This is a genomic window from Streptomyces sp. NPDC050121, assembly GCF_044460385.1.
Taxonomy (GTDB): domain Bacteria; phylum Actinomycetota; class Actinomycetes; order Streptomycetales; family Streptomycetaceae; genus Streptomyces; species Streptomyces soliscabiei.
Genome location: NZ_JBITJV010000049.1, coordinates 1 through 12,089, shown reverse-complemented (window position 1 = coordinate 12,089; position 12,089 = coordinate 1). Strand labels below are relative to the sequence as shown.

At 73.0% G+C, this 12,089-nt stretch carries 12 protein-coding genes; 7 read left to right on the top strand and 5 right to left on the bottom strand.

Features of this window, described 5'->3' with window-relative positions; all coding sequences use genetic code 11:
- Nucleotides 1-55 precede the first annotated feature (55 nt).
- From ACIBTS_RS42845 to ACIBTS_RS42830, 4 genes are all read left to right on the top strand, one after another.
- The gene (locus ACIBTS_RS42845) at nucleotides 56-421 is read left to right on the top strand and encodes an Rv2175c family DNA-binding protein (protein ID WP_079662893.1); all 366 of its coding nucleotides are present in this window, start codon (nucleotides 56-58) and stop codon (nucleotides 419-421) included.
- 76 nt (nucleotides 422-497) lie between these two features.
- Nucleotides 498-1,145, top strand: coding sequence for a thiamine phosphate synthase (thiE, locus tag ACIBTS_RS42840; RefSeq protein ID WP_399326497.1), 648 nt, complete (start codon nucleotides 498-500; stop codon nucleotides 1,143-1,145).
- A 107-nt stretch (nucleotides 1,146-1,252) separates the two neighbouring features.
- Nucleotides 1,253-2,176 carry a methylenetetrahydrofolate reductase [NAD(P)H] gene (gene metF / locus ACIBTS_RS42835; RefSeq protein ID WP_399326495.1) on the top strand — a complete coding sequence of 308 codons (924 nt, stop codon included), beginning with the start codon at nucleotides 1,253-1,255 and terminating at the stop codon, nucleotides 2,174-2,176.
- Between the two features lie 56 nt (nucleotides 2,177-2,232).
- A complete protein-coding gene (locus ACIBTS_RS42830) occupies nucleotides 2,233-3,294 on the top strand; it encodes a hypothetical protein (RefSeq protein WP_399326493.1) in 1,062 nt (353 codons plus the stop codon).
- A 46-nt stretch (nucleotides 3,295-3,340) separates the two neighbouring features.
- On the opposite strand, the gene ACIBTS_RS42825 is transcribed toward ACIBTS_RS42830, so the two are convergent.
- From ACIBTS_RS42825 to ACIBTS_RS42805, 5 genes are all read right to left on the bottom strand, one after another.
- A complete protein-coding gene (locus ACIBTS_RS42825) occupies nucleotides 3,341-4,813 on the bottom strand; it encodes a phytoene desaturase family protein (protein WP_399326491.1) in 1,473 nt (490 codons plus the stop codon).
- A gap of 60 nt (nucleotides 4,814-4,873) precedes the next feature.
- Complete coding sequence (locus ACIBTS_RS42820; protein ID WP_319676864.1) at nucleotides 4,874-5,500, bottom strand: DUF4126 domain-containing protein; 627 nt, start codon at nucleotides 5,498-5,500, stop codon at nucleotides 4,874-4,876.
- 416 nt (nucleotides 5,501-5,916) lie between these two features.
- Nucleotides 5,917-6,543 (bottom strand): TetR/AcrR family transcriptional regulator, encoded by a 627-nt coding sequence (locus ACIBTS_RS42815; protein WP_319677383.1) that lies wholly within the window; start codon nucleotides 6,541-6,543, stop codon nucleotides 5,917-5,919.
- Between the two features lie 44 nt (nucleotides 6,544-6,587).
- A complete protein-coding gene (locus tag ACIBTS_RS42810; RefSeq protein WP_399326489.1) occupies nucleotides 6,588-8,672 on the bottom strand; it encodes a YhgE/Pip family protein in 2,085 nt (694 codons plus the stop codon).
- Complete coding sequence (locus ACIBTS_RS42805) at nucleotides 8,644-9,450, bottom strand: ATP-binding cassette domain-containing protein (protein WP_399326487.1); 807 nt, start codon at nucleotides 9,448-9,450, stop codon at nucleotides 8,644-8,646. Before ACIBTS_RS42805 ends, ACIBTS_RS42810 begins: the two co-directional genes overlap by 29 nt.
- Before the next feature lie 176 nt (nucleotides 9,451-9,626).
- On the opposite strand from ACIBTS_RS42805, the gene ACIBTS_RS42800 reads away from it, so the two are divergent.
- The 3 genes from ACIBTS_RS42800 to ACIBTS_RS42790 all read left to right on the top strand — a co-directional run bounded on the left by ACIBTS_RS42800 (nucleotide 9,627) and on the right by ACIBTS_RS42790 (nucleotide 11,935).
- Nucleotides 9,627-10,250, top strand: coding sequence for an SAV_6107 family HEPN domain-containing protein (locus ACIBTS_RS42800; RefSeq protein WP_399326485.1), 624 nt, complete (start codon nucleotides 9,627-9,629; stop codon nucleotides 10,248-10,250).
- A 212-nt stretch (nucleotides 10,251-10,462) separates the two neighbouring features.
- A complete protein-coding gene (locus ACIBTS_RS42795) occupies nucleotides 10,463-11,254 on the top strand; it encodes a methyltransferase (RefSeq protein WP_399326483.1) in 792 nt (263 codons plus the stop codon).
- 276 nt (nucleotides 11,255-11,530) lie between these two features.
- Nucleotides 11,531-11,935 carry a DUF3040 domain-containing protein gene (locus ACIBTS_RS42790; protein ID WP_334580880.1) on the top strand — a complete coding sequence of 135 codons (405 nt, stop codon included), beginning with the start codon at nucleotides 11,531-11,533 and terminating at the stop codon, nucleotides 11,933-11,935.
- Nucleotides 11,936-12,089 lie beyond the last annotated feature (154 nt).

Genomic DNA, 12,089 nt, shown 5'->3' with positions numbered 1-12,089 from the left:
CTGGTCGGACCGGCCCGGCTTCCGACTGTCAGTGGCAGATGGCAGGCTTGTTCCCGTGACCGAGATTGACGCAAAGATCGATGCTCTCGTCCCCGCCTGGCTCACCGTGCCCGACATCGCGGAAATGCTCGATGTCGAGGTGACGCGCGTCCGGCAGCTGGTCAAGGAGGGCCAGCTCATCGCCGTACGCCGTGGCGAGAACCGCGCGCTGCACGTTCCCGCCGCCTTCATCGACGGGGACAAGGTGGTGAAGGGCCTGTCCGGGACCCTGACCCTGCTCAGGGACGACGGCTTCACGGACGAGGAGATGCTCGAGTGGCTCTTCACCCCCGACCCGAGCCTGCCCGGCACGCCGGCCCAGGCCCTGAGTGAGAATCGCGGCACGGAGGTGAAGCGCCGCGCCCAGGCGCTCGCCGTCTGAGCCGAGGATTCGCACCATCACCCGGCGTACGGGGGCTCGCCCGCCCTCGTACGCCACCACCCTGGGGGGACTTCGTATGCCCGACACCGCCCGCGGCCGCCTGGCCGACACCCGTCTGTACCTGTGCACGGATGCCCGCACCCGTCAGGGCGACCTTCCCGAGTTCCTGGACGCGGTCCTCGCGGGCGGCGTCGACATCGTCCAGCTGCGCGACAAGGGCATGGAGGCGGCCGAGGAGCTGGAGCATCTGAAGGTGTTCGCGGACGCCTGCGCCCGGCACGGCAAGCTGCTCGCGGTAAACGACCGCGCCGACGTCGCGCATGCCGCCGGCGCCGCCGTCCTCCACCTCGGACAGGGCGACCTGCCGGTCCCCGCGGCCCGCGCGATCCTCGGCGAGGACGTCCTCATCGGCCGTTCCACGCACTCCGAGGCGGAGGCCGAGGCCGCCGCCGTCCAGGAGGGCGTGGACTACTTCTGCACCGGCCCGTGCTGGCCCACCCCCACCAAGCCCGGCCGGCACGCCCCCGGCCTGGACCTGGTCCGGCACACGGCCTCGCTGGGCGCCGACCGCCCCTGGTTCGCCATCGGCGGCATCGACCTCGGCAACCTCGACGAGGTGCTGGCGGCGGGCGCCCGCCGGGTCGTCGTCGTGCGGGCGATCACGGAGGCCGACGATCCCGGCGCCGCGGCCGCGGAGTTCGCCAAGCGGCTGAGCTGCGCGTAGCGCACGGTGGACGCACGGCTGTCCAAGGGATGGACAACAAGTCGACAATTCGGGCAAATTTGCCCCATCCGGTTGGGGGACCGCCCACCCCTGGCTAACCTGCGGGTATGGCCCTAGGAACCGCATCCACCAGGACGGACCGCGCGCGCACCGTGCGCGACATCCTCGCGACCGGCAAGACGACGTACTCCTTCGAGTTCTCCGCGCCGAAGACGCCCAAGGGTGAGCGGAGCCTGTGGAACGCGCTGCGCAGGGTCGAGGCCGTCGCCCCCGACTTCGTGTCGGTGACGTACGGCGCCGGCGGCTCCACGCGGGCGTCCACGGCCAAGGAGACCCAGCAGATCGTCGTGGACACCACGCTCACGCCGGTCGCGCACCTCACCGCCGTGGACCACTCCATCGCCGAACTGCGCAACATCATCGGCCAGTACGCCGACGCCGGGATCCGCAACATGCTCGCCGTGCGCGGCGACCCGCCCGGCGACCCGATGGGCGCCTGGGTGCCGCACCCGCGCGGCCTGACGTACGCCGCCGAACTCGTCCGGCTCATCAAGGAGTCGGGCGACTTCTGCGTGGGCGTCGCCGCCTTCCCCGAGATGCACCCGCGCTCCGGCGACTGGGACACGGACGTCGCGCACTTCGTCGACAAGTGCCGGGCCGGCGCCGACTACGCCATCACGCAGATGTTCTTCCAGCCCGAGTCGTACCTGCGGCTGCGCGACCGGGTCGCGGCGGCCGGTTGTGTGACTCCGGTCATTCCCGAGGTTCTTCCGGTGACGAGCGTGAAGATGCTGGAACGCCTGCCCAAGCTCAGTAACGCCCACTTCCCGGACGCCCTGAAAGAGCGGATCCTCAACTCCAAAGACGATCCGGCCGCTGTACGCTCCATTGGCATCGACTTCGCCACGGAGTTCTGCGCCCGGCTGCTGGCCGAGGGAGTGCCCGGACTGCACTTCATCACGCTCAACAACTCCACGGCGACGCTGGAAATCTACGAGAACCTGGGCCTGCACCAACCGCCGCAGGCCTAGACCGGTCGCACCGATATACGACACACTGCGTAGCGGCCACTGGGAGAGGGGCGTACATGGGCTGGACGGTCCTCTACATCGCGTTCGGCATCGTCGCGTTGTGGCTGCTCGGTGAGGTGCTGCTGCAGTACAAGGCGCGGTTGCGCTGGCGACTGCTGGCCTTCGTGGGCTTCCTCGGCGTCGTCCTCGGTGTCCTGATCCCGTCGGTCGTCGTCATCGCGCTGGGCGCTGTCGCCTTCGCGGTCGGGCAGACGTACGTCACGCTGTCGTTCCGGCGCGGGTTCGCCGAGGGCTGGGCCTTCCGGCGCACCGACACGGCCCCGGATGCGGGGGCGGACGGCGGTGGCGCGAGCGGCCTCGTCGGCAAGCTGCCCAAGCGCCGTCGTGGCAAGGCCGAGCGCCAGGACCCGGCCCTCGAGGCCACCGGTATGGAGGCGGCCGGGGCCGGCCCCGGCTCCGACACCCCGTACGGCACGGACAGCGACGCGTTCGGCCGGGACCAGAACGCCTTCGGCGACCGGAACACGTTCGACGACGACTACGACCACGACGACGTCTTCACGCCCGCCGCCCGGGGCGGCGACCAGACGGCCGCCGAGACGACGTCCGTCTACGAGCCGCAGCCCCTGCCCGACGAGACCGGCTCCTACGGCATATACAGCGATGCCGCGTACGCCGCCGCGAACGGCCAGGCCCAGCCCCAGCCCCAGGACCAGTACGCGGCGGCCGGCCAGGGCGCGGACCAGAACTACGGCTACGACACGTACGCCGGATACCACCAGCAGCAGTACGGCTACGACGCCACCGGCGAGCAGCAGTACGCCGCCTACTCCGACCCGTACATCGGCACCCAGACCTACGGCGGCGGCTCCTACGACGCCGGCTACCAGCAGCAGTACGGGCAACAGGGCTACGGCCAGGACCAGTACGGCAACGGCGGCTACGGGGAGACCCCGGCCGGCGGCGTCTGGGTCCCGCAGCAGCGCAACACCGACGACCCGCTCGGCGGTGAACTCCCCTCCGAGCAGCACCCGTACCCCTATCAGGGCGACGGCCGGCAGCAGGGTCAAGGTCAGGGCCAGGGGAACGGCTTCGACGAGCAGCAGTATCGGTTCTGACGGCCGCGTTCGCCTCGGGACGCCCCGCCCGACGGCGACCGGGGGCTCACTGTGAGCCCCGGAACTCCGGTCCCTCCACGATCAGGCCGGACACCAGCGCGCCCGACATGCCCGCGTGCGGGAGTCCGCCGCCCGGGTGCGACCAGCCGCCGACGGTGAACAAGCCCTGCAGGCCCGTGGAGTTGGCGGGATGCAGCAGGCGCCCCCCGGCCGCGGCCAGCGCCGGCGCAGGGACGGCCCCGCCCGCCGCGCCCGTCTCCCGCGCGATGTCGGCGGGTGTGCGCACCTCCCGCCACAGGACGCGGTCCCGCAGACCGGGGACGGCTCGCTCGGCGACGGCGAGCAGCGCCTCCACGTGTGCGTCGCGTATCTCCGCCCCGGCGGGGACGACGGCACTGAGCGTGACCGCCTCATGGCCGCCGTCGGGCACCAGCCCGGGGTCGTCGGGCCGCAGGACCGTCACCGTCGGCCGCGCGGGCACCGTCGGCGCCGCACCGAACAGGCTTTCCAACTCCCCCTCGCGGTCCGCCGTGTGCACCACCGTCCGGTGCGCGGTCCCCGCCGACCGGGCGCCGCGCAGCGCGAGCAGCACGGTCAACCGACTGGGCAGACCCTGCTGAGGCACGACTTCGCCGTCCGCGCGCGCCGGCAGACCCTCGACGCTGCCGGGGGCGACCACGAAGTCAGCCTCCGCCACCGCGCCGTCGGCCATTTCCACACCCGCAGCGCGGCCGTCCTTCTCCAGGACGCGGGTGACCTCGGCGTCGAACACGAACGCCACCCGGCGCGCCAGACACCGCTCGTACACCGCGCGGGCCAGCTCCCGCATCCCCCCGCGCACGTACCACGTGCCGAAGGCGTGCTCCAGGTACGGCAGGACGGCCGCGCTCGCCGGGGTGACCCGCGGGTCCAGGCCGTACGCGAGCGCGTGGCCCTCCAGCAGTGCGGTGAGCCGGGGATCGCGCAGCTCCCAGGCGCCGACCTCGGCGAGGGTGCCCGCCTGCCGGGTGCGCAGCAGCCGCTTGTGCGGGACCGCCGGGTAGGGCTCGCGGTCGGCCAGCACCGACCAGTTCGGCCACAGGGGCTCCTCCAGGAGCGGGCGGCGGGTGCGGTCCCAGGCCTCGCGGGCCCGCACCAGGAAGTCGCCCCAGCGCTGCCCGGCCCGCGCCCCCAGTGCCTCGTCCAGCGCCGAGACGACCCCCGCGCGCGAGGCGTTCGGCAGGGACACCTCGGTGCCGTCCGCGAACACATGCCGGGCGGACGGGTCGACCTGCACCAGCTCGACGCAGGCCTCCAACGGCTCCTTGCCGGTCTTGACGAACAGGTCGCGGTAGACGGCGGGGAGGGGGAGCAGACCCGGGCCGGTGTCGAAACCGAAGCCGGCCCGCTCGAAGCGGCGCACCGCACCGCCGTACGTCTCCGTCCGCTCGTACACCGTCACCCGGTGGCCCGCCACGGCCAGCCGGGCGGCCGCCGCCAGCGCGCCCATCCCGGCGCCGATCACCGCAATCCGTCCCATGCCCGCGACTTTATCGGCCGCCACTGACAGCGCCGTCGCGGGCCCGTGACCAGCGGCGTCTCACCAGGGCGGGGACTCCGTCCGCCCTGGCAGGCGGCGTTCCTCCCGGCGTTCCTCCCGGCGCTGCGCCCGGCGGCGCAGAAAGCGGCGGATCCGGGAGACGAGGAAGAACAGGACCGTCAGTCCGGCCAGCAGCAAGGCGCCCGCGATGATCGCGGCCGCGCCCGGGTGGAACATCGCGAACGTCACGATCCCGCCGACCCCGAGATCCTCGGCGAGGCTCACGATCACGTTGCTGAAGGGCTCCGGCGAGGCGTTGACCGCCATCCGGGTGCCCGCCTTGACGGTGTGGCTGGCCAGCGCCGTCGAACCGCCGAGCAGCCCCGCCGCCACGTCCGAGAGCGAACCGCTGTGCCCGGCGAGCAGCGTCCCCACCCAGGCCCCGGCCAGCGGCCGGACCACCGTGTGCACCGAGTCCCACGCCGAGTCGACGTAGGGAATCTTGTCGGCGACCGCCTCGCACAGGAACAGGACACCCGCGGCGACGAGCACCTCGGGGCGTTGCAGCGTCTGCGGGACGTCGTCGCTCAGGCCGGTCGCACCGAAGACGCCGAGGAGCAGCACCACCGCGTAGGCGTTGACGCCGCTGGCCCAGCCGCTGGTGAACACGAGGGGGAGTACGGACACGGACGCGATCGTAACCAGTCGGCACCGCGGCGTCCTGGGGATGAGCGCGCAGGCCTGAGTACGCGTACCTAGGGGGTGAGTTGAGTACGCGCGCGGATGGGGGGCGACCTGCGCGAACGGGAGAGTGGAGGCACGGAGAAGGGGCGCGGCTCAGGTACCGGCGACACGGGGTGCCGGAACGGAGCGGCCCTTGATCCGCTCCTTCCGCCGGCCAGTTCGGCGGGAGCGAGGCACGGGGGGCACCCCGGGGGAAGACCGAACGGGGGAGGCACGGGGGAAACGGGGGAGCACGAGGAAGCGCCGGTTCGAGGGGGCCCACGGGGGACGTGGCCACCACGGACCGGCGCTTTCGTGTGCCCGCGCGCGTGCCGTTCCCGGCGTTTGCGGGGCGCAGGGCACGCGCGCGTGCGGCCCTGTCAGCGGTGGCCGCTGACCCGCCCCTGCAGCAGCCGCGACAGCGCCGAGTGGACGTCGTCCAAGGACCGCTCCGGCTGGAAGGCCTGCCAGTCCAGGGCGGCCACCAGCACCATGCCGACCAGCGCGGCCGCCGTCAGCTGCACGTCGATCTCGTCGCTGAACTCGCCGTTCTCGACGCCCTCGCGCAGCACCCCCTCCACGACGGCCACCGCCTCCTGCCGAACCACCATGAGCGTGGACTGCCAGGCCCGGTTGGTGCGCCACAGCTCGGCCACATAGAGCTGTGTGAACGACGGGTAGCGGTCGATGAAGACGAGGCCCGCGCGGACCATCGCGTCCAGCGCGTCGACCTTGCTGCCGCCCTCCCGTGCCGTCCGCTCGGCGGCCTCCCGCAGCGAGGCGGTGAGGAGACCGACTCCGTGCCTCAGCAGCTCCTCGAAGAGGACCGACTTGCTCGCGAAGTTGTAGTAGACCGTGCCCTTCGCCACGCCGGCCCGTTCGGCGATCTCGTCCACCGTGGTCGCGGAGAAGCCCTGCTCGGCGATGAGGGTGACGGCCGCCTCGTAGAGCTTCTGCCGGGTGGTCTCGCGGCGGGTGCGGCCGCCCGGGGTGGTGCTGCTTTCCATGGTCCTGATTGTCACAGGAACGCGGCCTCCCGGACGCCGGATCTTCACAGGCTCAGCTCCGGGTGCAGCCGGTCCATCGTCCAGACCTGGCGGCGGCGCGCCGACAGGGCGGTCAGCGCCAGGGCGCCCGCGGTGAAGGCGACGAGCACCACGCACGCGTGCCACACCGGTTCCAGGCCGCCGCCCGAGATGAGCCTCCTGAGGGCCTCGACGACGTAGCTCATCGGCAGGAAGGGGTGGATCGCGTTGAAGAAGCCGGGGCTGGTCTGCACGGGATACGTGCCGCCCGCCGACGTCAACTGCAGCATCAGCAGCGCGAGTACGAGAATGCGGCCCGCCGCTCCGAAGCGCGCGTTGAGCCACTGCACGAGGGCCGCGAAGCACGCCGTCACGAGGAACAGGAAGCCCACCGTGCCGGCCGCCCGTGCCGTCTCCAGGCCGATCGCCCAGTGCAGCACGGCCATCAGCGCCGTCGTCTGCAGTACCCCGACCGCGACCACCGGCAGCCAGCCCGCCAGCGCGATCCGCCACGCCGGGGCGCCCGCGGCGAGGGCGCGCCGGTTCATCGGCGCGATCAGCATGTACGCCACCATGGCGCCCACCCACAGCGACAGCGGGATGAAGTACGGGGCGAAGCCGGTGCCGTAGTTGGGGGCCTTGTGCAGATCCTGGGAGGCGAGTCGCACCGGGTCGGCCATGACGGCGGTGCGCGCGTCGCGCTGTCGTCGGTCGTAGTCGGGGATCTGCGCGACGCCGTCGTGCAGGCCGTCGGCGAGCTTCCCGGAGCCGTCGGAGAGCTTGAACATGCCGCCGTTGAGGTCCTGGGCGCCCGTCTCCAGCTTGCCGACGCCCGCGTCCAGGTCGACGGACCCCGTCTTGGCCGTGCCGAGCCCGGTGTTCAGTTTCTTGGCGCCCTTGGCGACCTTCGCGGCGCCGGTGTTCAGCGCGTTGACCTTGGACACGGCGTCGGCGAGGTCCTCGGACAGGTGCGGGGCGCTGTCGGCGAGCGCCTGGGCCTGCGTCCGCAGGGTGGTGAGGTTGGTGCGGAGCGTCTTCAGGTCGCCGTCCTGGTCGGCGATCAGCGTGTTGAGGTCGTCGGCGACCTTCGCCACGTCGGCGGCGGCGTCCTTGGCCTTCGCCAGGTCGGCGCAGGCGGTGTCGGGCAGCAGCGGCGTCTCGCAGCGGGCCTTGTGGACGGCGGCGAGCGTGTCCGAGGCCGTGTGGGCGCCCTCGGCGGCGGTCGGCGCCGCCTTCACCAGGGTCTCCAGGTTGTCGCCGATCACCTTGGCGGAGTCGGCGACCAGCTGAGCGGTGTCCCCGATGGTCTTCTCGTTGTCCTTCAGGTAGGGCCCCACCGCGTCGGCGACCCCGTTGACCTTGTCGGCGAGCGTCTGGGTGCCGTCCGCGACCTTCTGCGAGCCGTCCTGGAGGTCGTCGGCGCCCGTGTCGAGCTTCTTCAGGCCCTTCGCCAGTTTGCCGCTGCCGTCCTTGGCGTCGCTCAGCCCGTCGGCGAGGTCCTTGGAGCCCGCCTCGGCCTTGCCGATGCCGCCCTTGAGGTCGTCGGCCCCGTCGGCGGCCTTCGCGGTCGCGCCGTGGATGTCGGAGAACGACACGAAGATCTTGTCCAGGAAGGACCGCGACGCCTTCGTGGACGCGGCGGTGCGCACCTCGCTGAAGACCGTCCGCGAGATCTGCCCGACGATGTAGTTGTTCGCGTCGTTCGTGCGCACCTGAAGGGCGCTCGTCTCGGGGGAGGCGCCCGCGCTGGAGGCGATGCGCCGGCTGAAGTCGGCCGGCATGGTCAGCGACAGGTAGTACCGGCCGTCCTCCACCCCCGCGCGTGCCTCGGCGGCACTGACCTCGTGCCAGTCGAACACCTCGCTGTCGCGCAGGCCCTTGGTGAGGTCGTCCCCGGCGCTGATCCGCTTCCCGTCGGCGCTCGCCCCCGTGTCGTCGTTCACGAGCGCCACGGGGATCCGGTCGAGCCTGCCGTACGGGTCCCAGAAGGACCACAGGTACAGCGCGCCGTACAGCAGGGGCAGCAGCATGAGCGCCACGAGCGCGGCCCGGGGGAGTCGGCCCCGGCCGAAGCGCCGGAGCTCAAGCGCGGCCAGTCTCGGCGAGCGCATCCGTGTTCTCCTCTTCCTGCTCGGGTTCCTGTCGCTGCTCGGGTTCCTGTCCGGCAGCGGTGGCGGTCTCCTGGACGGCGGGGACGGCGTCCGCGTGCGTGGCGATCGGGACGGTGCCCTCGGGAGCCTCGCCGCACACCGCGAGGACCGTCGTGCCCGCCTCGGCGAGGGACCTGAGCAGTGCCCAGGCCTCCTCCCGCTCGGCGCTCGTCAGCTTCAGGTCGACGTCGTCGACGCCGAGCAGCCCGGGACGCCCGATGAGCGCCAGCGCCACGGACAGCCGCAGGGCTTCGAGGCGCTCCAGGTCCCGGACGGCGGTCCGCGTTCCCTTGGGCAGGGTCTCCTCGGGGTCGAGCCCGGCGGCGGCGAGCGCGGTCTCGATCCGCAGCTGCGCCCGCGTCGCCCGCTCCGCGCGCGGGCGCAGCAACTCCCGTACGGAGCCGCCGAACCGTCGTTCCAGCAGCGCCCGCTCGTGCAGGTGCTCCCCGACGGTCAGGGCCGGTTCGAGGTCGGTCACACCGGCGACGTGCGCCAGCCCCGCGACGCGCCGCACGGCCGCCAGTTGCCTCGGCAGCCGTGCCCCGCCCACGGTCGCCGTTCCCTCGGTGGCCTTCATCCGTCCGGTGAGGGCGAGCAGCAGGCTCGTCCGGCCGGAGCCGGACGGTCCCTCGATCGCGATCAGCGAGCCCGGCTCCGCGTCGACGCCGATGCCGCGGAACGCCCACCCGCGGGGGCCCCGGAGCCCGAAGCCGTCGGCCGTGACACCGACTCCGTCCACTGGTCCCCCTGAGAACCCGAATTTGAACTGACTGGTCAGTGCAAAAACTAGCCCGAACCTTCGATCGAAGCAAAAGCCCAGGTCAGAACGGATTGTCAGTGGCATACCGCACGATGAGTACATACGGGACCCCCGTATGAGGACCCGTGCCGTCAACTGACGACAGGAGGCTCGTCATGGCCCACCACCACGCAGCCGCCGCACACCGGCGCCGCGCCACCGGCCCTGCCCCCTCACTGACCGGCCCCGCGAGCGATGTGCACCCCGTGCTGCGCCGCACCACGGCCCCGCCCGCCGCCCTCGACCTCCTCGCCCAGGCCCGCGCCGGGCTGGAGGAAGCGGCCCTCCTCGAAACCCCCAACGAGCGCTACGCCACGGCCCACCTCGCGGCCCTGCGCACCGCGGCGGCCGTGCTCGCCGCCCGGGGTCGCCCCGAACCCTCCCCCCGCCGCCGGGCCCGCATCCGCAGCGCCTGGGAAGTGCTCCCCGAGATAGCGCCCGAACTCATCGAGTGGAGCGCGCTGTTCGCCTCCGGGGCCCGGCGCCGCGCCCGGGCCGAGGCAGGCATCCAGGACGCGGCGAGCCGCCGGGACGCCGACGACCTGATCCGTGACGTGGCGATGTTCCTCCGCCTCGTCGAACGCATGCTGGTGCTCCAGCCGATCCTGCCCCAGCCCCGCCAGGAGGGGCACCGGGAGGGGCGCGGGGAAGGGCGAGGGGAGGGGCGAGGGGACGGGCGCCGGGAAGAGGACGGCCCGGGCGGCTCCGGCGCGGAGCGCGACCTGCCGGACGCGGGCTGAGGCGCCCGCCGGACACGGGCCGGCGTGGCCCGCCGCCGTGCCGCGCCACCAGGGCCGGGCAGGGCGCCGGAGCCGATACGGAGGCAATAAGGTGGAAGGCGCCTGAAGCCTTCCCGCGGCCCGCCCCGAACCCCGGGCCGGACCGGTTGCGGGGAGGCAGCCCGTTCGCTCCGCCGCGCAAGAGGCGGTGCCGCGCCGAGGAGTCAACTGCCGTGTCGGACCCGATGCGCCCGCCCGCCTCCCACCCCCGACCCCGCGCCTCCCTCCGTACCGCCGTGGTCTGGGAGGTCCTTCAGGACGCCCTCGAACGCCGGGTCAAGGCGACCGGCCGCGAGTCACTGGACGTCCTCGACACCGGCGGCGGCAGCGGCAACTTCGCCGTGCCCGCCGCCCTGTTGGGGCACCGCGTCACCGTCGTCGACCCCAGCCCCAACGCGCTGTTCGCCCTGGAGCGCCGCACCGCCGAGGCCGGCGTCGCCGACCGCGTGACGGGAGTCCAGGGCGACGCCCACGGACTCTTCGACGTGGTCGACCGCGGCGGCTACGACGCAGTCCTGTGCCACGGCGTCCTGGAGTACGTCGACGACCCGGCCGAGGGCGTCCGCAACGCCGTGGCCGCCCTGCGCTCCGAAGGCGTCCTCAGCCTCCTCGCCGCCGGACTCGGCGGCGCCGTGCTCGCGCGGGCCCTCGCCGGTCACTTCACGGAGGCCCGCCAGGCCCTCACCGACCCCGACGGCCGCTGGGGCGCGGGCGACCCCGTGCCGCGCCGCTTCACCGCCGAGCAGCTCACCGAACTGGTCGAGGCCGCGGGCCTTCGGGTCGGCGCCGTCCACGGTGTGCGGGTCTTCGCCGACCTCGTCCCCGGCGTGCTCGTGGACACCGAGCCGGGAGCCCTCGAAGCCCTGCTGAAGCTGGAGGAGGCGGCCGCCGAACTCCCCGCATTCCACTCCGTGGCCACCCAACTCCATGTGCTCGGGGAGACGCGGGGGACCGAAGGGGCCTGAGCGCCTCCCGGGGCGCCCCCCTGATCAGGGCCTTGGCTGGGCATGGAGTACGCCACAGGCCCCCCGTTCCGGCGCTGTGCGCCGTATGATCGAGGGAGACCGCCCGGCATGACGGGTCGGCCGCCGGGGAATGGAAACCTCAGCGAGCCGGGACGTCCATGACGGGCTCCGGTTGGCCAATTGGCGTAGAGGGGCGGGTTTCACGGGGGCGATTCCCTGCCTATCCTGAAGGGACCCCCCGGGTCGCCCCGGCGACTGCACGATGAGGAGGACTCCGTGCCGCTCTCGGAGCACGAGCAGCGCATGCTCGAGCAGATGGAGCGAGCGCTGTACGCCGAAGATCCCAAGTTCGCGTCGGCGCTCGAGGGAAGCGGGCTGCGTACGTACACCCGGCGGCGGGTCTACCAGGCGGTCGCTGGCTTCCTCGTGGGAATCGCGCTCCTCATGGCCGGTATGGTCGCGAAACAGGTCTGGCTGAGCGTGGTGGGCTTCCTCGTCATGCTGGGCTGTGCGGTGCTCGCCGTGACCGGCTGGCGCAAGGCGCCCAAGCCGGGCGAACAGCCCGCAGCCGGTGCCTCGGGCGCCCCGCACACCCGCGGTCAGGTTCGGCAGAAGCGCTCGATGATGGACCGGATCGAGCAGCGCTGGCAGCGCCGCCGTGACGAGCAGGGCGGCCACTGACACCGCCCGTACACGAACCAACGTTGAGGGGGGGCCCCCCCGCCCGGGGGGGGCCCCCCCAAGGTGTTGTGGGCCGCGGGGGCCGCCGCCACCCCCCGCCCGCCGGGGCGGGTTGGCGGGCCGCGCACCACCCCCCTGGGGGGCCGGCGCCCGG